Origin of the sequence: Bartonella sp. AP11XZML (assembly GCF_042196445.1) — a bacterium.
In the GTDB taxonomy this organism is placed as follows: domain Bacteria; phylum Pseudomonadota; class Alphaproteobacteria; order Rhizobiales; family Rhizobiaceae; genus Bartonella.
This window is the reverse complement of sequence record NZ_JBHIQF010000019.1, coordinates 69,021-91,468: the sequence shown is the minus strand read 5'-3', so window position 1 is coordinate 91,468 and position 22,448 is coordinate 69,021. Positions and strand designations below refer to the sequence as shown.

At 35.6% G+C, this 22,448-nt stretch carries 13 protein-coding genes; 9 read left to right on the top strand and 4 right to left on the bottom strand.

The window, feature by feature from the left end:
- The 3 genes from mfd to ACFIMG_RS02000 all read left to right on the top strand — a co-directional run bounded on the left by mfd (position 1) and on the right by ACFIMG_RS02000 (position 6,802).
- Complete coding sequence (gene mfd / locus ACFIMG_RS02010) at positions 1 to 3,501, top strand: transcription-repair coupling factor (RefSeq protein WP_375679105.1); 3,501 nt, start codon at positions 1 to 3, stop codon at positions 3,499 to 3,501.
- A 264-nt stretch (positions 3,502 to 3,765) separates the two neighbouring features.
- Positions 3,766 to 4,635, top strand: coding sequence for a hypothetical protein (locus ACFIMG_RS02005; protein ID WP_375632244.1), 870 nt, complete (start codon positions 3,766 to 3,768; stop codon positions 4,633 to 4,635).
- Positions 4,636 to 6,190: 1,555 nt separating this feature from the next.
- Positions 6,191 to 6,802 carry an invasion associated locus B family protein gene (locus tag ACFIMG_RS02000; RefSeq protein ID WP_375610352.1) on the top strand — a complete coding sequence of 204 codons (612 nt, stop codon included), beginning with the start codon at positions 6,191 to 6,193 and terminating at the stop codon, positions 6,800 to 6,802.
- Between the two features lie 89 nt (positions 6,803 to 6,891).
- Here ACFIMG_RS02000 and ACFIMG_RS01995 read toward each other — a convergent pair whose 3' ends face one another.
- Positions 6,892 to 9,522 carry an Rne/Rng family ribonuclease gene (locus tag ACFIMG_RS01995; RefSeq protein WP_375679104.1) on the bottom strand — a complete coding sequence of 877 codons (2,631 nt, stop codon included), beginning with the start codon at positions 9,520 to 9,522 and terminating at the stop codon, positions 6,892 to 6,894.
- A 587-nt stretch (positions 9,523 to 10,109) separates the two neighbouring features.
- On the opposite strand from ACFIMG_RS01995, the gene ACFIMG_RS01990 reads away from it, so the two are divergent.
- The 3 genes from ACFIMG_RS01990 to prfB all read left to right on the top strand — a co-directional run bounded on the left by ACFIMG_RS01990 (position 10,110) and on the right by prfB (position 15,272).
- Positions 10,110 to 11,339, top strand: a complete 1,230-nt coding sequence (locus ACFIMG_RS01990; protein WP_375679103.1) for an N-acetylmuramoyl-L-alanine amidase — start codon at positions 10,110 to 10,112, stop codon at positions 11,337 to 11,339.
- 168 nt (positions 11,340 to 11,507) lie between these two features.
- Positions 11,508 to 13,973: a penicillin-binding protein 1A gene (locus ACFIMG_RS01985; RefSeq protein WP_375679102.1), complete on the top strand. Its 2,466-nt coding sequence runs from the start codon at positions 11,508 to 11,510 to the stop codon at positions 13,971 to 13,973.
- Positions 13,974 to 14,143: 170 nt separating this feature from the next.
- A protein-coding gene (gene prfB / locus ACFIMG_RS01980) for a peptide chain release factor 2 (protein WP_375679101.1) occupies positions 14,144 to 15,272 on the top strand; the annotation gives its coding sequence in 2 pieces (ribosomal slippage) (positions 14,144 to 14,212 and positions 14,214 to 15,272; 1,128 coding nt in all).
- Between the two features lie 339 nt (positions 15,273 to 15,611).
- Here the strand turns inward: prfB and ACFIMG_RS01975 are convergent.
- From ACFIMG_RS01975 to ACFIMG_RS01965, 3 genes are all read right to left on the bottom strand, one after another.
- Complete coding sequence (locus tag ACFIMG_RS01975) at positions 15,612 to 16,097, bottom strand: peroxiredoxin (protein ID WP_375611894.1); 486 nt, start codon at positions 16,095 to 16,097, stop codon at positions 15,612 to 15,614.
- 190 nt (positions 16,098 to 16,287) lie between these two features.
- The gene (gene tyrS / locus ACFIMG_RS01970; protein ID WP_375628094.1) at positions 16,288 to 17,541 is read right to left on the bottom strand and encodes a tyrosine--tRNA ligase; all 1,254 of its coding nucleotides are present in this window, start codon (positions 17,539 to 17,541) and stop codon (positions 16,288 to 16,290) included.
- Between the two features lie 321 nt (positions 17,542 to 17,862).
- Positions 17,863 to 18,543, bottom strand: coding sequence for an alpha/beta hydrolase (locus ACFIMG_RS01965; RefSeq protein WP_375632240.1), 681 nt, complete (start codon positions 18,541 to 18,543; stop codon positions 17,863 to 17,865).
- Positions 18,544 to 18,703: 160 nt separating this feature from the next.
- On the opposite strand from ACFIMG_RS01965, the gene ACFIMG_RS01960 reads away from it, so the two are divergent.
- The 3 genes from ACFIMG_RS01960 (at position 18,704) to sufC (ending at position 22,446) form a co-directional block, all read left to right on the top strand.
- A complete protein-coding gene (locus ACFIMG_RS01960) occupies positions 18,704 to 19,849 on the top strand; it encodes a cysteine desulfurase family protein (RefSeq protein ID WP_375679100.1) in 1,146 nt (381 codons plus the stop codon).
- A gap of 170 nt (positions 19,850 to 20,019) precedes the next feature.
- Complete coding sequence (sufB, locus tag ACFIMG_RS01955; protein ID WP_375679099.1) at positions 20,020 to 21,531, top strand: Fe-S cluster assembly protein SufB; 1,512 nt, start codon at positions 20,020 to 20,022, stop codon at positions 21,529 to 21,531.
- 159 nt (positions 21,532 to 21,690) lie between these two features.
- Complete coding sequence (gene sufC / locus ACFIMG_RS01950) at positions 21,691 to 22,446, top strand: Fe-S cluster assembly ATPase SufC (RefSeq protein ID WP_375618156.1); 756 nt, start codon at positions 21,691 to 21,693, stop codon at positions 22,444 to 22,446.
- The last annotated feature ends 2 nt before the right edge of the window (positions 22,447 to 22,448 follow it).

Here is a 22,448-nt window from a genome sequence, read left to right as displayed (position 1 = left end):
ATGTCTATATTTAAAAAAATTGTTATTCCCAAAAATAATTCTGTTTGTATGATTTTAGATGGCGTTACTGATGGATTTGAAGCCTTTGCGCTTGCTAAATTAAGTTCAGAAATTGCACAAGGTAAACCGCTCATCTATGTTGTCCGTGACGGAACAAAAATTGCGCACTTACAACAAGTTTTAAATTTTATTGAACCCAATTTACCCGTACTTCAATTTCCTGCATGGGATTGTTTGCCTTATGATCGCGTATCACCAGGAATTGCTGTTATGGCACGTCGACTATCAACATTGGCACACATAGCAAATTTACGGAAAGATCCATATTCTGCAATTATATTAACAACAGCAAATGCAATTATGCAAAAGTTGCCTCCTCGTGAAATGATAGAAGCTCAGCTTATTCACGCACGTGTTGGCCAGCGCAATAACATGGGAAATCTTATTCAATTTCTAGAAACCAATGGTTTTGAACGCGTTACGGTTGTCCGTGATGTTGGTGAGTTTGCTGTAAGAGGAGGAATACTTGATATCTTTTCTCCGATGGATGGTGAACCTTTACGCCTTGATTTTTTTGGAGATACCCTAGAAAGTATCCGCGTATTTGATCCAGAAAGTCAAAGGACAACAGGCCCAAAAACTGAACTTTTATTACAGGCAATGAGTGAGGTTGTTCTTACACCAGAACGTATCAGTCGTTTTAAAAGCAATTATACCCGTACATTTGGTGTATCACAAAAAAATAACATGCTTTATGAAGCAATTTCTCAAGGTCGGCGTTTTGCCGGTATGGAACATTGGCTTCCATTTTTTTATGAAAACCTTGATAGCTTTTTTGACCATTGTGGCAACTTACCGATAGTTTTTGAGCATCTCATAGAAGAAGTCTTCATTGAGCGCTATCGTCTTATTGAAGACTATTATAATGCGCGCAAAGAGCGCGAAAGTGATGAAAAAAATTCTACTTCTTATCATCCAATAGATCCTAGTCTTTTTTATTTAACGCCAGAGCGTGTTTTGGAAGGTGCGCAACAATCTTCGCAGCGTATTGATTTTTCGCCTTTTAATGTTCCACAAAGTTTGGAACAAACTGTTATTCACACCAAAGTTAAACAAGGATATGATTTTGTAAAAGAGCGTAATGCGCAGGAAAAAAATGTTTTTTCAAGTGTTATTAATCATATCGCATCTTTACGCGCTGCTGGTAAAAAAGTGCTTTTAGCGTGTTGGAGTGAAGGATCTCTCAATCGTTTGTTACAAGTTCTCGATGAGCATGGATTGAAAAAAATAGATGTTGCAAAATCTTTGCAAACTGTCAAAGCAACACCTCGGGATCGCATATTAGCAGCTGTTATCATGATAGAACATGGTTTTGTGGCTGAAGATTTGGCTATTATAGCAGAGCAAGATATCCTTGGCGATCGTTTTATAAGATCGCCAAAGCGGCGTAAGAATAATACAAATTTTATTTCTGAAATTTCTGCTTTAAATTCTGGTGATATTATTGTGCATATCGACCACGGTATTGGCCAATTTGTTGGTCTTAAAACCATCAGAACCACTGGAATTTTACGAGACTGCCTTGAAATTAGATATGCTGGAGGTGATTTACTTTTTTTACCTGTTGAAAATATTGAGCTTCTCTCACGTTATGGCTCAGAAGGAACAGAGGTAACTTTAGATAAATTAGGAGGTGTTGCTTGGCAAGCACGTAAAGCTCGGCTTAAAAAACATTTATTGGAAATGGCAGGGCAATTAATCCGTATAGCTGCAGAGCGTATGACTCGTGCTGCGCCTGCTTTACTTCCACCAATTGGACCATTTGATGAGTTTGTTGCTTGCTTTCCCTATGAAGAAACGGAAGATCAAATGAATGCAATTGATGCTGTTTTGGACGATCTAGCCTCAGGCAAGCCGATGGATCGCTTGATATGCGGTGATGTTGGTTTTGGAAAAACTGAAGTAGCCATTCGAAGTGCTTTTGTTGCAGCATTAAATGGATATCAGGTTGCTGTTGTTGTACCGACAACTTTGCTTTCACGTCAACATTACAAAACATTTATTTCGCGTTTTCAAGGATTACCGGTTAAAATTGGACATGCTTCGAGGCTTGTAAAAGCGAAAGAACTTGCACGAGTAAAAAAAGGTGTTTCAGATGGTACAATCGATATTGTCATTGGAACCCATGCATTATTAAGTGGTGCAGTTAATTTTTTACGGTTAGGTCTTCTTATCATTGATGAGGAACAGCATTTTGGTGTCAAACACAAAGAGCGTTTAAAAGAGCTTAAAAGTGATATTCATGTTCTCACACTTTCAGCAACTCCCATACCACGCACTTTAGGGTTAGCTTTATCGGGTGTACGTGAACTTTCATTGATAACAACCCCCCCCATTGATAGAATGGCGGTTCGTACTTTTATTTCACCCTTTGATGCACTTGTTATACGAGAGACCCTGCTTCGAGAATATTATCGTGGTGGACAAAGTTTCTATGTTTGTCCTCGTATTTCTGATCTGGCTTTTGTAGAAGAATATCTCAAAACACATGTGCCAGAACTGAAATTCGTTGTGGCTCATGGACAAATGCCGGCTGGACAACTTGATGATATCATGAATGCATTTTATGATGGACAATATGATGTGCTGCTCTCAACAACCATTATTGAATCAGGTCTTGATATTCCAACAGCCAATACCCTAATTGTGCATCGTGCTGAGATGTTTGGTCTTTCTGCCCTTTATCAGTTACGTGGTAGGGTAGGACGTTCAAAACAACGTGCGTATGCTCTCTTTACATTTCCTGCTGGTAAAGTTTTAACAACTGCTGCTGATCGCCGTCTTAAAGTGTTACAATCTCTTGACACCTTAGGGGCCGGTTTTCAATTGGCAAGCCATGACATGGATATCCGCGGTTCAGGCAATTTTTTAGGTGAAGAGCAATCGGGGCATATCAAAGAAGTTGGATTTGAACTCTATCAAAAAATGCTTGAAGAAGCTGTTGCTGAATTAAAAGATGGAGAGCTAAATGAAGATAAGCAATGGTCACCTCAAATTTCCCTTGGTACAACAGTGATGATACCAGAAAGTTTCGTGCCTGACTTATCATTACGTATGGGACTTTATCGTCGTTTAACAGAACTTGATGGTTTAGAACAAATTGATGAATTTGCAGCGGAGTTAATTGATCGCTTTGGTCCTTTGCCTCTTGAGGTTCAACATCTTCTTAAAGTCTTTCATATTAAAACATTGTGTCGAAAAGCACATGTAGAAAAATTAGATGTTGGACCAAAGGGGATTGTCATACAGTTTCGTAATAACTATTTCGCAAATAGTGTTGCTCTTGTTCAGTGGGTGGGAAAACAAGGTTCAATGGCAAAAATTCGACCAGATCAAAGTATTGCTCTTATTCGTGATTGGTCCTCAGCGGATGAAAGGCTTGTTGGAGCAGCGAATATTATGACACAGCTTGTCGAAATGGCAGAACAACATTCTGTTTAAAAAATATCTTTATTGTTTCAGAACTGTTACTCATTTTTATAAAATTATTCTATAAAAACAAAAAGTTATTGATTTTTTATAAGAATAAAATTTAAGTTTATAATAAAGAACCCTTTATATATTTATTTAGTTTTTATTATATACGTATTGATATAATGAAGAAAATAGATTAGACGGTTTAACCGCATTAAATAGCACTTGCATATAATAAGCTAATAAGCTCCTGTAAATTTTTTAGAAAGAAAAAATTTAGGTAAAGATAGCATGCTTTCTTCATTACAAAAGTGTCTAACTATCGTTTTTTTATTACTCACTTTGATATATGGCGTAAAAAACGCTCACGCTGAGTTTAGCTTAACCGAATTATCTCTTTCTGGTTTAACGCTTGATGAGAAATATAAGCGTATTAAAGAAAGACTACAAGTTATTGAAAAGAGGATGAAATTCATTGAAAAGACATTTGCTGATTTAACACTTTCGCAAATACGTTCTCATAATATAGAACATGATAAGCTGCTACAAGAACACGGAGACCTTAATGAAGAGCGTTATAAGCTTTCTTCAAAACTAAGTGATTTAGCGCAAGAAATGGAGAATTTAGCATATAGAGCGCATAGGGCAAGAGAGTATAGAGTAGGAGAGTATGAAAGAAAATTAAGTAAAGCAACAGAATATCTAAGGTCTCGAAGCGCTTCTGAATTAGGAATGAGTGATGATACAGCAAATGTAGAAACTCTTAACGATAGAGCGATTGATGAAACGATACGACTCTATCCCTTTATGGTTCTTTCTTGTAAAATTCAAGAGAGTCTGTTGGACAGTGATATAGGGGATTTATTACGGAAAGATTTTGGTTGGAGGAAAAAAGATTTTAGATGGGCAAAAGATGCAATCAATTCAATAGATCCTGAATTAATAAAGCACTTTGAAGAACGAATGGTGATTAGTGTCTCAGATTTTGAAGAAGAGATAATTAGTGGTATAAAGGATATGGTGATGCGCAATCCTTCGAATGTAAAATCTGCTCCTTTATTATGTAGAAGCACGAGAGAAATATATAATATAATGCTGCCAGAAAAGAGAAAGAGTATTATGAATCGTATGCGTTCCCATGTTGAAGAGTTATTCAATTAAAAATTTACTCATATAAATACAGAGAAATTAAGCTGATATACTAAACAATAGTTAAAACATATTAGTAATAATATATTTTATTTTTTGAGTTATTATTTATTATTTATAATAAAGTAATATTATACACGTAATATATTATCTGTTATTCTTATCATATAAGATTTAATATATATATATTAAATAATAAACTCATATATCTTTTTTATGTTTTCTTTTTATGCATGATTTTTTGTGTTTGTAGTTTTTTATTTTTATCTGATTAATTATTTTAATGACGATATATCTCATATCATAAATCTTGTTTCATTAATACGATCAGAGAGATATTTTATAGCTCTAAGTTGTGTTATATAGGGAAACAAAATGATATTTTGAATTCATTTTTTCTTAAAACTTAAATCATTAACGATTTATATCTTTGATATTGTGAAAGATGAAAAGAATTTATCAATTTAACAGATTCTTTTATTTGAGAAATAAATTAAAATAAATTGATAAAAGCTATATTTTTTATTCACGTTATAAAGCTGAGAGATGATATTTGTACAGAGGTGCAATAATAGATGTTTAATATATGAGCATAAATTTATTATGGCTTTAGGCACGTGAGATAATTCATAGGGGGGAATTCCTTTGTTCAGTAGTTTTATCTATAAAACTAACTCTTCTTGTGATGTACAAGTGGATAAATTTTATTGATTCAACATAAGAGAGGTTTGCGCTATTAGGATCTTTCATACAATATAGAAATAGAAAAAAGATAAATTATTATTATAAATTAATATGTTATTATATTTTAAGAAAGTTTTTTATAAATAAAATATTTTCAGCAGTTATAGATTTTCTCTCTAAGAAAATGTGTTGTTTAATTAAGAAAAAAGCACTTCTTTAGTAGCGTATTTTTAAACTAAACTGTTTAGTTAAACGCTATGGAATATAAAATTTTTATTACAAAAGCGTATCACCATTATTTTGTAAACAAGGGCAGAAAATTGTTCATTAGCAAAAAGCTCTCTTACAATTATGCAGAAATTTTAGACAATCAGTGGTTTTAATTCATTAAATGTTTCAATAATATCGTAGATGATTTTGTTTTTGTGTATCACACGAGGCACATAAGGAAAACAGTAAAATTTATCTGATATTTTGGAGCTTCATGCATTGCAACACCTGTTGCTAAGGTTCTATAAGCTTAACATGAAGAGTAATAAATGTAAAAATTTTAATTAGTAAGTTTTTTAGAGTAGTATCAGAGTTTATTTTAATTAATATTGCAATATTGATTCGTTTGTGTAATCTTAGTTTAAATGCACAGAGGTGTTTTATGGATAGATTGCATCAAATACCAATGTGATGAAGAGGGGAAATGATATGAGTGTATAAAAATTAGAATGGCTCGTCGTATTTTTTCTCTAAATTTGACTTTTTTTTTTATATTGAAGTAAAAATAGTAAAATTAATTGTTATTTCATTATAAGTTAATAAATTAAGTTGGAATTATATTTAATATTTTTTTGAAGTTACTTAAGAGCGCGTTGAAAGGATTAACTTAATCATGTCGCATAAAAATGTTTATTCTGCTGTTTCAGTATTAGTTGGAGCCGCTGCCCTTTTTCTTATAGCTGGTATTTCTGCAAATGCGCAAACTTTATCACAAGGTTGGTACAAAGTTTGCAGTAAGCAGCATGATGTTGATATTTGTAATACAATGAATACTGTATTATCGAATACGGGACAACCTTTAACGGCTTTTAATCTTGTTGAAATAAAAGGGAAGCAAAATGAAAAACGTATAGGTATTCAAGTGCCGACAGGTCGTTTTTTGCCAGAAGGTGTTCATATTAAAATTGGTGATGATTTCTCTAAAAAAATCCCTTATGTGATTTGTAATGGACCAAGTTGTATTGCCAATGATGTTTTAGATGATAAGCTTATAGCAGCTATGAAAAGTGGTACAAAAATGGTTGTAACCACAGTTAATTTCCGTGGTTCAGCTAATCCTATTGAATTTTCTCTGAATGGATTTACAGCAGCCTATACCGGTCCTGGTATGGAAGAAAAAGATTTTCAACAAGAACAAATAAAGCTGCAGCAAGCTATTCAATCAAAACAAAAAGAAATTGAAGAGCGTATGCGTGCTGAGCAAGAAAAAGCAAAACAAAAGTAATAAAACCACACCATAAAATTTGGTCAAAACGTTTTCTATAATTGTTTATTTGAACCGCCACAGTTTTCTGTGGCGGTTTTTTAAAATCCTTAATTTTTCGAAAGAATTCTGCGTTTCCACCAACCAATACGTTCAGTTTTGGAAGAATCATTAGGCGTTGATGAAATAACAACGGGTTGATTAATTGTTTCTTCAATTTGGGAAGGAGAGGTTTCGATAACTTTCTCCATCTCGATTACAGTTTCTTGCTCTAATATTTTTTGTATTTGCGTTGTCTCTTTAGAAGATGATTTTTTACGTGTTCTACGTGTTGATTTTTTACTCTTTTCAAGAGCTTTATCTTCTACCTCATGAATAGATTTGTCTGCTTTTTTTGTTTTAGTTTTACGCACCGAACTGATTGTAGGTTTTTCTTCAAGAGATTTTTGTTCTGCAATATTTTGATCATTCTCTAAAGAAAGTTGATTTTCTATTACTTTTGAAGAACGTGTTTTACGTTTTTTAGGTTTAATACTTGTATCATTTTTTTCAGATTCACTCTGTTGTTGTATATCTAGAGCTTGTGTATTATTTTTTGTTTCTTCAAGTTCAAAAGATTTAGCAGGTGAAACACGACGTTTGCGATGCGCTGCTTTAATTTCTGCTAAAGCTTGCTTAGCAAAATCTCCCACTGGTTCTGCATAAGGAACGCGAATCTGATGAAAATTATTATCTTGATTGCGTCGACCACCACGACGTCCTCGACGACGTCCTCGATGATAAGAATCATCATTCAAGGTATCTTCTTTTTTATGAACGTTGGAGAGAGAATGATCAGTAATTTCACCGTGACGATTTTTGCGCCGACGCTTTTGGTTTATTTCAATGGGAGAAGGATTTTCAATAGATTCACTTTTTATGAAAACAGAATCTTCAATTTCTTGCTTATTCTCATCTTCCAATGAAGATTGAGAAATTTTCTCTGCTATTGAGCCTTTAGAAATAACAAGATGTTGTGTTCCAATACTATCATCTGCTTCAATACTAATATTAAGTTTAAAGCGAGCTTCTAAATTAACAAGAATATTGCGTTTATGATTTAATACATAAAGCGCTGTTGCTACGGGGGTGCGCACGATAATATTATGTTGCGAATTATGAAGAAGATATTCTTCAATTGAGCGCATGACATGTAACGCAATTGATGATTCAGAACGTATAGTTCCTGTTCCTGCGCAATGTGGGCATGGCTGTGTCGTACTTTCTAAAACAGATATGCGAATACGTTGACGACTCATTTCTAAAAGGCCGAAGTGTGAAATATGACCAACTTGAATACGAGCACGATCGTTTTTTAAACAATCTTTTAATTTTTTTTCGACAAGCTTCACATTGCGTTCTTCAAGCATATCGATAAAATCAATCACAATTAAACCAGCAAGGTCACGCAAGCGTAATTGACGCGCGACTTCTTCAGCAGCTTCAAGGTTAGTTTGTAAGGCTGTCTTTTCGACAGAGAATTCTTTCGTAGAGCGGCCAGAATTTACGTCAATAGCAACAAGTGCTTCTGTTTGATTAATAACAAGATAACCACCAGATTTTAAAGAAACTTGTGGTTGCAACATTTTATCAAGTTGAATTTCAATATTATTTCTTGCAAAAATGGGCGTAGGATCACGGTAAGGTTGCACAACTTTTGCATGACTTGGCATGAGCATACGCATAAAGTCTTTCGCTTCACGATATCCTTGGTCTCCAGAGACAAGAATTTCACTAATGTTCTTATTGTAAAGATCTCGTATAGAGCGCTTGATGAGATTGCTTTCTTCATGGACAAGGCATGGCGCCGTTGACTCGAGTGTCAAAGTGCGAATAGTATCCCATAACCGCATAAGATATTCATAATCACGTTTAATTTCAGCTTTTGTTCTATTGGCACCAGCGGTTCGTAAGATAACGCCCATACCTTTTGGAACGGCTAATTCTTTTACGATTTCTTTAAGACGCTTACGGTCTTGTATGTTCGTAATTTTTCGTGAAATACCACCACCACGTGCTGTGTTGGGCATTAGAACAGAGTAACGACCAGCTAGAGATAGATATGTTGTAAGGGCAGCACCTTTATTACCACGCTCTTCTTTGATAACTTGTACCAACAAAATTTGACGTCGTTTAATGACTTCTTGAATTTTATACTGGCGCCCTTGTTTTCTTTGATAAATTGGGAGCTCTTCACGGATGTCCTCAGCACCGACCATTTCGATCTCATCATCAGAGATATCGGCATTTAATGCTTCTTCTGTATTATCAATTATTGTCGCTTCAGATGTGATGTCACTTTCAATATCGGTTGCTATGACATTGTTTTTTCCATTTTTTTTTGTTCTTCTGGAGCGTTTTTTATTTTTAGTTGCTTCTTCCGTAAAGGTATCTACAGAATTTTCTCCTATAGCTTCTTTTTCTTCTTCTTCAAGAAGAGCAAGGCGATCAGCAATAGGAATTTGATAATAATCAGGATGAATTTCAGAAAATGTTAAAAAACCATGTCGGTTTCCACCATATTCAACAAAAGCCGCTTGGAGAGACGGTTCTACACGCGTAATACGTGCGAGATAAATATTCCCCTTGAGCTGTTTTCTATGTTCTGATTCAAAATCAAGTTCTTCAATTTTGTTGCCGTGAACAACAACAACACGTGTTTCCTCCGGATGGGAGGCATCTATAAGCATTTTGTTTGACATAAGTTAATATCCTGAAGGCGACATGCACAATTTTATTCAAACGAATGCTATAACTATTCGTAAACATAAAAGGCTGTCTGCCATAAAAGGGAGGTACCAGAAAAACAGGACGAAACACCACGTGCAAAGGCATGACTGCATTTACACCATTTCTCATCATTATTTCCATCTGTTTTTTATGACTCATATTTTCTTAAAAGTCTCCGGTAAAATAATCTTTAAAACAGTTCGGATATCCGAACCAACGAATCTTAAGTAATGCAATCCTAATGTTACAACATAGAAATTTTTCATCCATAAAAAAGTCTCAACGCATAATAGACAAAAAACCTCTAAAGACAACTTAATATGAGTTACAGATAATTTAGATGACTATTATCAGCTAGGAAGCATAAATATTCTTTTATGTTGATATCATGCGTTTGGCAAGTAACAATGTAAATCATGTATAATTATAATATCTTTATGACCTTAATTTCGTTTTGAGGTGTTTATTTAGCTTTTATTGAAAAATAGATAATAAATTGGTGTATCGTTTTATGTAACCAAGATAAATTATTACAAAGGTAATGTAGAGTATTTTGCTTATGATAAGAGTTTTTTTTACCAAAAAGCTGAAAACAGCTTATGGGGATGTTATTGTGCTCGTCACATACTTTTTATTATCTTTTTTGCTACTCCAAACTAGTGTTCAAGCCGCAGATCCTCTGAGACTTATTAATTTTCGAACCATTGGTGATAGTGTTCATACGCGTATTATTGCGGTTTTTAATTCAAAACCAAATGTTCGTTTACAGATTTTGGACAGGCCCGCACGTTTGGTTATCAATTTACCTACAATTGACTTTTCGATGCAAAATACGCCTTTAAAGAAACGGAGTACATTATCCGTTATGCTTTCAGATGTGCGTTATGCTTTCTCTGACATACAGACTTCACGCATTATTTTGACAAGTAAAACGGCTTTTGTGGTTGAAAAAAATGTCGTAAAAAAATTAAATAATGGTTTATGGCAGTTGCTGATTGATATTCGTAAAAGTACACAAGAAAAATTTGATGAGATATTAAAAAAACAGCAAAGAAGCAATTTTGATACAAAAACACAGTTAATGCCAGCATATAATTTCCGTGTTGTTCTTGATCCTGGTCATGGTGGTATTGATGGTGGTGCACGGGGTGTTACTGGAATTTTAGAAAAAGATGTGACTTTAGACTTTGCGCGTGCATTGCGAGACGAATTACAAAAGGATTCTCATATTACCGTTGCTTTAACACGAGATTCCAATATTTTTTTAAGACTAAGTGAAAGAGTTAAAAAAGCGCAAGAGTTTGATGCTGATCTTTTTATATCTATTCACGCAGATACGATTGATCTACATTCTCTTCGCGGTGCCACAGTGTATACCATATCAGATAAAGCCTCTGATGCCATTGCAAAATCTTTAGCTGAAAATGAAAATAAAGTTGATTTGCTTGATGGTTTGCCTGCAGATGAAACGCTCGAAGTTACAGATATTTTGATGGATCTTACACGACGTGAAACACATACATTTTCGGTTAATTTTGCAAATAGTGTTATTTCAAGTTTATCAAAGAATCATATTAACTTGATTAATAACCCACATCGGTATGCTAATTTTCAAGTTTTAAGAGCTTCAGATATACCCTCAGTCTTGATAGAGATAGGTTATTTATCCAATAAAGAGGATGAAAAGTTATTAAATGATCCTCATTGGAGAAAACAAATGGCAGCCTCTATTGCTCATTCTATTCGTCAATTTGCTGATTATAGGCAGAAAATGATACAGCCTCTTTAAATTTATGAGAAAATAGAGTATCAATATGGGCTTCTAGTGTACCCTGGTATAAATAAAAGATAGAAAACAATTTCTCTTGATCTCAATCTTGTGGTGATATCCACTTGGTGTGTTTGAAGTAACGTATTTTTTCTTTAATTAATTCTTAAGAAAGCGATAGCCGTTTTTATGATGATTTTTTTAAGATATCTTCTTCGTTTTTTTATTGTTATTGGACTTTATGGTGCAATAACGTGGGGTGTTATGACCAGTGGTCAAGCAAATGCACTCCCTGATTATGAAGTTCTTTCACTTTATGAGCCGCCGGTAATGACCCGTGTCCATGCTTCTGATGGCCGTCTTATGGCAGAGTTTGCAACAAAACATCGCCTCTATTTACCGATTCAATCAATACCAAAGCTTGTTATAAATGCTTTCATTTCAGCTGAAGACAAAAACTTTTATCATCATTTTGGTTTAGATCCTGAAGGACTTTCTCGAGCTTTGATCAATAATATTCGTAATATTGGTTCTGGAAGACGTCCTGAGGGTGCATCAACTATAACGCAACAAGTCGCTAAAAACTTCCTTTTAAGTTCAGAAACAACGTTAGAACGTAAATTTAAGGAAGCTATTTTAGCAATGCGTATTGAGAAAACTTATTCAAAAGATCATATTCTCGAACTTTATCTCAATGAAATTTATCTGGGTCGTGGCACTTATGGCATAGCTGCTGCTTCATTGACCTATTTCAATAAATCCGTCAATGACCTGACGCTAGAACAATGTGCTTATTTGGCTGCTCTTCCAAAAGGACCAGCAAATTATGATCCATTTAAGAATACACAGCGTGCTATTGATCGGCGTAATTGGGTTATAGACCGGATGATTGCAAATGGATATGTAACACGTGAACAAGGTGAAAAAGCGAAAGCTAAACCTTTAGGAGCGACAATCCGTGGGAGTGATAGCTATGTTTTTGCAGCTGATTATTTTACTGAAGAAGTGCGGCGTCGTTTAATACATCGCTATGGGGCTAAAACACTTTATGAAGGTGGGCTTTCCATTCGTACAACGCTTGATCCGCATTTACAACTTATTGCGCGACGTGCTTTGCACGATGGATTAATTAGATTTGATCATGCGCAAGGATGGCGTGGAGCTTATGCGCATATTGATGAGAAAGTTGATTGGGGGACAGAACTTGCAGATATCACAGGGCTAAGTGATGTTCCTGAATGGCGTTTAGCTGTTGTTCTTTCTACTAATCCCAACAAAGTAGAGATTGGTTTACAGCCACAGCGCGAAGCTTCAGGTATATTATCAAAAAAACGGGAAATTGCTGTTTTATCTGAAGCTGATTCAAAATGGGCACTCCATGTTGTAAAAGAAAATGGTTATCGAAAAACTGTTCAGAGCTTATCTCATGTTCTACAAGTTGGGGATGTCATTTTTGTTGAAAAACTATCCAATACAAACAACACTTATCGTTTACAACAAATTCCAAAGGTTGAAGGTGCAATTGTTGCTATGGAACCTCATACAGGGCGCGTTCTTGCTATGGTGGGAGGATTTTCTTTTGCCGCATCTGAATTCAATCGTGCAACCCAAGCTTATCGCCAACCGGGATCTGCTTTTAAGCCTTTTGTTTATGCAGCAGCTCTTGATAACGGATATACACCAGCATCCGTTGTTTTAGATGGTCCCATTGAAGTTCGTCAATATAATGGTGAAGTTTGGCAACCCAAAAATTATGGAGGTACCTTTGCAGGACCTTCAACGTTGCGTTATGGTATTGAGCGTTCTCGTAATCTTATGACAATACGGCTTGCCAATGATATGGGAATGCCTCTTGTCGCTGAATATGCAGAACGCTTTGGGATCGTAGATAAATTGCAGCCTTATCTTCCTATGGCTTTAGGAGCTGGAGAAACAACAGTATTACGAATGGTTACAGCTTATTCCGTTATTGCCAATGGCGGACGCTCTATTAAACCTTCTCTGATAGACAGAATTCAAGATCGTTATGGGAAGACAATTTATCGTCATGATGATCGTATTTGCGAAAATTGTAATACGAATTCATGGAATAATCAAAGTGAACCCACATTGATTGATGAGCGAGATCAAGTTCTTGACCCTATGACGGCTTATCAAATTACATCGATGATGGAAGGGGTTGTTCAGCGTGGTACTGCGGCACGTTTACGTTATCTTAATCGACATATTGCCGCTAAAACAGGAACAACCAATGACTCTAAGGATGTCTGGTTTATGGGATTTACTCCTGACATTGTCGTTGGTATTTTTGTCGGTTATGATCAACCAGCTCCGTTAGGATATAATGGAACAGGAAGTTCATTAGCTGCACCTATTTTTGGTGATTTTATGACAGATGCTCTTAAAGGGAAGCCAGATGTTCCCTTTAAGATGCCAAAGGGTATGATTTTAATGCCAATTAATCGAAAAACAGGAATGCTTGCCGAAAGAGGAGATCAAGATGTCATTATAGAAGCATTTAAACCAGGGACTGGGCCTGCTGATATATATCAAGTTATTGGGAGTACAAATTCTTTTCAAGAAGGTGTTCCTGCAGTAACGACTTCTCCACAAGTCAACAAAGCACTTGAAAGTGGGACAGGTGGGCTGTATTAATCGACAAAATCTCCTTTTGCCATGAGTCATGGTTTTTATCTCTTTTTTACAATGTCGGTTCTATAAATAGAGTGATAGAACTGTACCATTTTCTGATAGCAGCTATTAAATTTGTATAAAATGCTAAGAGACACAAACAAAAAGAGTTTTTAAAAATACGGTGTTAAATTATGCGAGCAGAAATAGAAACATTAGTTGATGAAATCCAGAAAGCAATACAATTGCTAAGGGGGCATCTTTGACTGGGATCAATCACTAAAGCGTCTTGAATATCTTAATCAAAAAGCGGAAGATCCATCATTATGGGATGATGCACAACGAGCACAGGATATGATGCGTGAGCGTCAACGTCTTGATAATTCAATCAATGGTCTTTTATCATTTACAAAAACACTTGAAGAATGCATTGAGCTTATTGCGATGGGCGAAGAAGAAAGTGATGTGGAAATTATCGCTGATGCAGAAAGATCAATACGTAATCTTAAAAATGAGATAGATAAAAGGCAAATTGACGTACTTCTTTCAGGAGAGGCAGATCCGAATGATACCTATTTAGAAGTTCATGCTGGAGCAGGGGGAACAGAAAGCCAAGATTGGGCTTCTATGCTCTTACGTATGTATATGCGATGGGCTGAACAGCATGAAATGAAGGTTGAGATTTTAGAAATTCATGATGGAGAAGAAGCAGGAATAAAGTCAGCGACTATTCTTGTAAAAGGGCATAATGCTTATGGAATGTTAAAAACAGAATCAGGCGTTCATCGCTTAGTGCGGATTTCTCCATTTGATTCGAATGCAAAGCGCCATACTTCTTTTGCGAGCATTTGGGTTTATCCAGTTATTGATGACAATATTGAAGTTGATGTTTCAGAGGCAGATGTGCGTATTGATACGTATCGTGCATCTGGAGCAGGAGGACAACATGTTAACACGACAGATTCTGCTGTTCGCATCACACATATAAAAACGGGTATTGTTGTTCAATGTCAAACAGAGCGTTCTCAACATAAAAATCGCGCTACGGCTTGGTCGATGTTGCGTGCACGGCTTTATGAAGAAGAGCTTAAAAAAAGAGAAGAAGAAACCAATGCTGCTGAATCTTCTAAAACAGAAATCGGATGGGGACATCAAATTAGATCTTATGTTCTTCAACCCTACCAGCTTGTCAAAGATTTGCGTACAGGAATTGAAAATACGGATCCACAATCCGTACTTAATGGTAATTTAGATGCATTTATAGAGGCAGCACTCGCACGGCGCATTCATAGACAAGACAAAAAAATTGAGGATATTCGTTAATTATATATCCTTCCTTCAAGCCATGTAGATTTTTTCTTAAGCTGTTCGTTTTACTGATGTTGTGATGTTACGATAGTCCTTGATACTTTAAAGGTTTAAAGAGGGATTTTTTTGTTTCTTTCTTCATTTTTTTCTCACACACCAATTCTGCTTATGATATTGCAAGTGATAGGAAGAATCTAAAATAAGAAAAATTTGGGATATTCGAGGGACTAATATAAATGTAAAACAATTCATTATCCTTATAAATCAATATATTGTAAAAATTGAATCCGTTGAAAAACTAAAATCAATTAGGGAGAATAACTTTTGCTTTTGAAGATAAATCAAACACTCAATTTACAAGTTACCATTATGATATAAAAGTGTTGCAGTAGCTAAAACATTTTCAGCATGCCCAGATACGCTTACTTTGCGCCATTCTTCTACTATTATTCCATTTGCATCAATTAAAAAAGTGCTCCGTTCAACTCCCATATATTTGCGTCCATACATGCTTTTCTCAACCCAAACACCATAAGCTTCGAGGGTCGTTTTTTCTTCATCAGAAACCAAGATGACATCAAGTTCATGTTTTATTTTAAATTTATCATGTTTTTTTACATTATCTGGAGAGATTCCAATAACAGCAACACCGATTTCATCAAATTTCATCTTTAATTTTGTGAAATCAAGTGCTTCACTTGTGCAACCACTGGTGTCATCTTTGGGATAAAAATATAAAACAACAGGCTTTCCTTTAAAGTCAGAAAGACACACTGTCTCTCCTCCATCGCGCGGCAAAGTAAAATCAGGAGCAAGAGCACCTTTCATTGGTCTTGTCATTGTTTTCATCTTTCTTTTTTGTGTAACAGGTATAAGATATCAGATTACACAGAAGAAAAGAACTATTCAACTCTCTAGAATTTTATCGTTTTGAAGAGACTTTTATTTCCCTAACAAAATTCGCCCTATCACAACGATTGAATTGAAAGAACAAGCTCGACGTGAACAACATAAACAAAACAGCAAAAGATTATACTGGTTTCATCACAACATGTTTTTTCTTACCAAAAGAAAGTTTAATGGTTCCTTCTGCACTGACATCCCCTTCAATAATAAGATGTGTTTCATCCTCAATAATTTGATCATTTACACGGACACCTCCACCTTGAACGTGTCGGCGTGCCTCACTATTAGATCTAGCGAGTCCTGCTTCTACTAAAAGAGTGAGCAATCCAACACCTTTTTTTAATTCTGAGGCATTAATTTCAACAGTTGGAAGATTTTCTCCCAGAGTTTTTTCTTCAAACGTCTTGCGAGCCGTTTCTGCTGCTGCATCAGCAAGAACACGTCCATGCAACATTGCTGTAATTTCTGTTGCAAGAATTTTTTTTGCTTCGTTAATTTCAGTTCCTTGTAATAGAGAAAGTTTAAGAATCTCATCCATCGGCAATGGAGTATAGAGCTTTAGAAATCGTGTTACATCAGCATCTTCTGTATTGCGCCAGTATTGCCAAAATTGATAAGGTGAGAGTTTATCCGCATTTAGCCATACAGCCCCATTCAATGATTTACCCATTTTGGCACCGGAAGAGGTTGTCAGCAATGGTGATGTTAACGCATATAATTGCGGTGTTCCTAAACGATGTCCTAATTCGATTCCGTTAATAATGTTGCCCCACTGATCAGAGCCCCCCATTTGCATACGCAACCCATAACGTTTATAAAGTTCAACAAAGTCATAAGCTTGCAGAATCATATAATTAAACTCTAAGAATGACAAAGAGTGCTCACGCTCAAGTCTGAGTCTGACAGAATCAAATGACAACATACGGTTGACAGAAAAATGCTTTCCTACATCACGCAAAAATTCTAAGTAGTTTAAATTGCATAACCATTCAGCATTATTCACAATACAAGCATCAGTTTCTCGGTCACCGAATGTCAAATAGTTAGCAAATACCTTTTTAATACCATCAATATTTGCAGCAATATCATCTTGTGTCAGAAGGCGTCGCGCTTCGTCTTTGAAAGAAGGATCACCAATCAATCCGGTTCCTCCACCCATTAAAGCAATGGGGCGATGACCCGTTTTTTGTAACCAATAAAGCATCATAATCTGAAGAAGACTTCCAGCATGTAAACTCGATGCTGTTGGATCAAATCCAGTATAAGCGCTTACAGTTTCTTTTGAAAAAAGATCATCTAAGCCTTTTTCATCTGAAATTTGGTGGATAAAACCACGTTCGCTCATAATGTGTAAAAAATCAGATTTAAAGGCAAACACAGATTTAATTTCCTAATTTAAGAGTGCATTATTTTATATAATAGGCGATTATATAACGAATTATTAATGCGTTATCTATCATAACTGACGCACACCTCACAAGAGAAAGAGACATATTGGTAGTATAAAGATAATAATACAGGTATTATTATCTTTATACGCTAAAAAAGAGACTTCTTAGTAATAGAAAAAAGGTATTCTGTTATTCTCATTTCTATCCTGAAATAAAATTTAGAAAAGTTTTAAATGCAGACTAAAAAAATTACTTTGTTATGATCAGAGACGATTTTTGCTAATTTTTTATAAATCTATCGTATGTTCCTAAGTTAGTGAAAGTATTTCAGGAGGAGGAGCGAGAAGTTCATTGGAGATATGGTTATCCAAATAGTGGGCACATCGTTCAATAAGTTCTTCATGACATCCACTGAAAAAGTGATTAGCTTCTTCCAATATTTCTTGTGTAATGATGATACCTTTTTGTGTTTTTAATTTATCGACAAGTATTTGAACATCTTTTGGAGGGGCAACTTTATCGATACCGCCATGAATGATAAGTCCAGAAGAGGGACAAGGTGCAAGAAATGAAAAGTCATAAACATTAGGCTGAGGGGCAACTGAGATAAATCCCTCAATTTCCGGTCGGCGCATTAAAAGCTGCATACCAATCCATGCTCCAAATGAGTATCCTGCTACCCAACAATTTTTAGAGTCTGGATGTTGTGTTTGAACCCAATCGAGAGCAGCAGCAGCATCTGAAAGTTCTCCTATTCCATAATCAAATTCACCCTGACTACGACCAATACCACGAAAGTTAAAACGTAAAGTTGTAAAGCCACGTTGTTGGAACATATAAAAAAGGTCATAGACAATTTTATGATTCATAGTTCCACCAAATTGGGGATGAGGATGCAAGATGATCGCAATGGGTGCATTTTTTTGTTGTGAAGGTTGATAACGCCCTTCGAGCCGACCCGCGGGACCGTTAAAAATAATTTCTGGCATAAAATGCTCCTTAATGCAATAAAAGGCTCTCTTTGACCCTGGTCGACTTTTACCATAGAATCTCTTAAATAATTATTAGATATTCTTTTTTTAGTGCACTTTTCAAGAAAAATGCGCTATTTTTTCAATCAATTCATAAGATTAATGATTGCGATGTAAAATGGTTATAAAACGCCGATATTTTGATCATAACGCAACAACACCGCTCAAAAAAGTGGCACGGATAGCGTTACTGGAATCTTTAGAGATATTTGGTAATCCATCATCGGTTCATAAGGAAGGGCGTGCCGCTAAAACTTTGTTACAAAAGGCCCGTCGGCAAATCGCTGAAAATCTTAAAACAGATCCAGATCACGTGGTATTTACCTCTGGTGCGAGTGAGGCTGCAATGACTTTGTTAACACCCTTTTACAATATGGGGAAAGCAAAAGTTAAATTTTCTCATCTTTACCTTGGAGCGACTGAACATCCCTCTGTTGCAGAGGGAGGACGTTTTTCTAAAGAGTTGATAAGCGTCATTGATGTTGATCAAGATGGGCTCATACAACAAGATAAATTAACATCACTCTTAACGGTTCACGATAAAATAAAAGGTTTACCTCTTGTTGCTATTCAAGCTGCAAATAGTGAAACGGGTGTTATTCAACCGTTAACAGAAATCGCCGCTATTGTTCGGGATTTAGGAGGCACTCTTATAGTTGATTTGACACAATATATAGATAAAAATTTTGTGGATATTAATCAGCTAGGAGGAGACTTTTTTATACTGTCTGCACATAAAGTTGGTGGTCCTAAAGGAATAGGTGCTTTTGTTTCATGTGGTAATCTTCTCATGCCACACCCTCTTATTATTGGGGGAGGACAAGAAAAAGGTCTCCGTGGAGGAACAGAAGCATTGCCTCTTATTGCTGCTTTTGGGGCAGCAATGACTGATTGCTTCACACAGGAGGAAATAAAACAGTTAATATATTTACGCAATAAATTAGAAGCTGGACTACAAAAAATAAGTAAAAATGTTGAGATTTTTGGCAAAAGAGTTCAACGTTTGCCAAATACAACTTACTTTACCGTGAAAAATATAAAAGCTGAAACGATGCAAATTGCTTTTGATTTAGAAGGGTTTTCTTTATCATCCGGCTCTGCCTGTTCTTCGGGAAAAGTAAAACAAAGCAAAGTGTTGGAGGCAATGGGGTATCATGTTCCAAATGGTGCCATTCGCATTTCGCTAGGGCGTGGCACAACTTCTGAAGATATTGATGATTTTCTGTCGTTTTTTTCTCAAATTATAAACAGGAAAAAAGAATAAAACTTATCACTAAAAAAATAGAAAAATTAGAATTATTTTAAAGATAAAATAAGTTTGATTGAAATTTTTGCACTTTACCTATAGCTTAGGAGATAACTTGCTTACTTTAATATTATAAAAAACAAGACTTTTAGTTACCGGTTTTTGACGCCCAAAAATGGAGAAAATTTATGCCGGCAGTACAAGAAACGATACGCCAAGTACGTGAAATAGATGTTGACCAATATAAATATGGTTTTGAAACCAATATTGAAACCGATAAAGCTCCAAAAGGCTTAAATGAGGATATTATCAAATTTATTTCCGCTAAAAAACATGAGCCTGAATGGATGCTAACATGGCGCTTAAAAGCTTACCGCCGTTGGCTGACAATGCAAGAGCCTCATTGGGCGCGTCTTGAATATCCTAAAATTGATTTTCAGGAGCTTTATTATTATGCTGCTCCTAAAAATCATACAGGACCAAAATCTTTGGATGAAGTGGATCCTGAGTTATTAGCAATGTACGAAAAACTTGGCATTCCCCTTAAAGAACAAGAGATTTTGGCAGGAGTAAGAAAACAGTCTGATCCCTCCACTTTTGATGACAGTATGTCTGTATCGGGGCAGGTGGCTGTTGATGCAGTCTTTGATTCTGTTTCTGTTGTAACAACATTCAAAAAAGAGCTGGCACGTGCTGGTGTGATTTTTTGTTCTATTTCAGAGGCGATTATTGAACATTCTGAGCTTATTAAAGAATATTTAGGAACAGTTGTACCTATAAGTGATAATTATTATGCGGCCTTAAATGCAGCTGTCTTTACGGATGGTTCATTTGTTTATATTCCTAAAGGGGTTCGTTGTCCTATGGAGCTTTCAACTTATTTTAGGATTAATGAACGCAACACTGGCCAATTTGAACGAACATTGATTATCGCCGCTGAAGATTCCTATGTTTCTTATCTTGAAGGGTGTACAGCACCCCAACGTGATGAAAACCAACTTCATGCTGCTGTTGTTGAGCTTATTGCGCTTGAAAATGCAGAGATTAAATATTCTACAGTACAAAACTGGTATCCTGGCGATAAAGATGGAAAGGGCGGTATTTATAATTTTGTGACGAAGCGTGGAGATTGTCGAGGTGATAGCTCTAAAATTTCATGGACACAAGTTGAGACCGGTTCTGCGATTACTTGGAAATATCCATCCTGCTTACTCCGTGGTGATAATGCGCGTGGAGAATTTTATTCTATTGCTGTTGCAAACGGTTATCAACAAATTGATTCTGGTACAAAAATGATTCATTTGGGAAAGAATACATCCAGTCGCATTATTTCCAAAGGTATTTCTGCAGGTTTTTCAAATAACACTTATCGAGGACAAGTCACAGCGCATCGAAAAGCACAAAATGCGCGTAACTTTACGCAATGTGATAGTTTGTTAATCGGAAATGATTGTGGTGCGCATACAGTTCCTTATATTGAAGCAAAAAATGCAACAGCTCAGTTTGAACATGAAGCCACAACATCAAAAATTTCTGATGACCAACTTTTTTATGTTATGCAAAGAGGAATTCCCGAAGAAGAAGCTATCGCATTAATTGTAAATGGTTTTGTAAAAGAGGTCATTCAAAAACTTCCTATGGAATTTGCTGTCGAAGCACAAAAGCTTATTAGTATTAGCCTTGAAGGTAGTGTTGGATAATTTTATTTAATTAAATAAATAGAAGACTTTATGTAAAAAGGCTGTAACGGTAGCACATAATGCTAAAAATGACCTCTATGGTAATTACAAAAGTAGATGGATGCTAAGGTAAAATAATACGCATTGATATCTGAAAAACAGCCAAAACAGGATTAAATTATGTTAGAGATCAAAAATTTGCACGCCCGTATTGCTGAAACCGATACAGAAATTATTCGTGGTTTAAACTTGACAGTTCAAGATGGAGAAGTTGCCGCTATCATGGGACAAAATGGAGCCGGAAAATCAACTTTGTCTTATTTGCTTGCTGGTCGTGATGATTATGAAATAACAGAAGGAGATATTCTCTATAATGGACAATCACTTTTAGAAATGGATCCAGCAGAACGTGCTGCATATGGTGTTTTTCTTGCATTTCAATATCCAATGGAAATACCAGGGGTAGCAACAATGGAATTTTTAAAAGTTGCGATGAATTCTCAACGCAAAGCGCGAGGTGACGAAGAACTTAAAATTCCTGAATTTATAAAATGTGTTAAAGAAGTTTCAGCCAAACTTGAAATAGATATGGATATGCTAAAGCGTCCATTAAATGTAGGTTTTTCAGGTGGAGAAAAAAAACGCGCTGAAATTTTACAAATGGCACTTCTTGAACCTACACTTTGCATTTTAGATGAAACGGATTCTGGTTTAGATATTGATGCACTAAAAATTGTTGCAGATGGTGTTAATAAACTTCGGGATTCAAAACGTTCATTTTTGGTGATTACCCATTATCAACGGCTGCTTAATTATATTATTCCTGATACGGTACATGTTCTTTATAAAGGACAAATTATCAAAAGCGGTGATAAATCCTTAGCGCTTTATTTAGAGCAAAATGGGTATGCTGATCTTATTAGGGAAGCGGTTTGAGG

What these genes read in the sequence shown, in the direction of transcription:
- mfd (WP_375679105.1), top strand. Translation starts at nt 1, where the DNA reads ATGTCTATATTTAAAAAAATTGTTATTCCCAAAAATAATTCTGTTTGT.
- ACFIMG_RS02005 (WP_375632244.1), top strand. Translation starts at nt 3,766, where the DNA reads ATGCTTTCTTCATTACAAAAGTGTCTAACTATCGTTTTTTTATTACTC.
- ACFIMG_RS02000 (WP_375610352.1), top strand. Translation starts at nt 6,191, where the DNA reads ATGTCGCATAAAAATGTTTATTCTGCTGTTTCAGTATTAGTTGGAGCC.
- ACFIMG_RS01995 (WP_375679104.1), bottom strand. Translation starts at nt 9,522, where the DNA reads ATGTCAAACAAAATGCTTATAGATGCCTCCCATCCGGAGGAAACACGT.
- ACFIMG_RS01990 (WP_375679103.1), top strand. Translation starts at nt 10,110, where the DNA reads ATGATAAGAGTTTTTTTTACCAAAAAGCTGAAAACAGCTTATGGGGAT.
- ACFIMG_RS01985 (WP_375679102.1), top strand. Translation starts at nt 11,508, where the DNA reads ATGATGATTTTTTTAAGATATCTTCTTCGTTTTTTTATTGTTATTGGA.
- ACFIMG_RS01975 (WP_375611894.1), bottom strand. Translation starts at nt 16,097, where the DNA reads ATGACAAGACCAATGAAAGGTGCTCTTGCTCCTGATTTTACTTTGCCG.
- ACFIMG_RS01965 (WP_375632240.1), bottom strand. Translation starts at nt 18,543, where the DNA reads ATGCCAGAAATTATTTTTAACGGTCCCGCGGGTCGGCTCGAAGGGCGT.
- ACFIMG_RS01960 (WP_375679100.1), top strand. Translation starts at nt 18,704, where the DNA reads ATGGTTATAAAACGCCGATATTTTGATCATAACGCAACAACACCGCTC.
- sufB (WP_375679099.1), top strand. Translation starts at nt 20,020, where the DNA reads ATGCCGGCAGTACAAGAAACGATACGCCAAGTACGTGAAATAGATGTT.
- sufC (WP_375618156.1), top strand. Translation starts at nt 21,691, where the DNA reads ATGTTAGAGATCAAAAATTTGCACGCCCGTATTGCTGAAACCGATACA.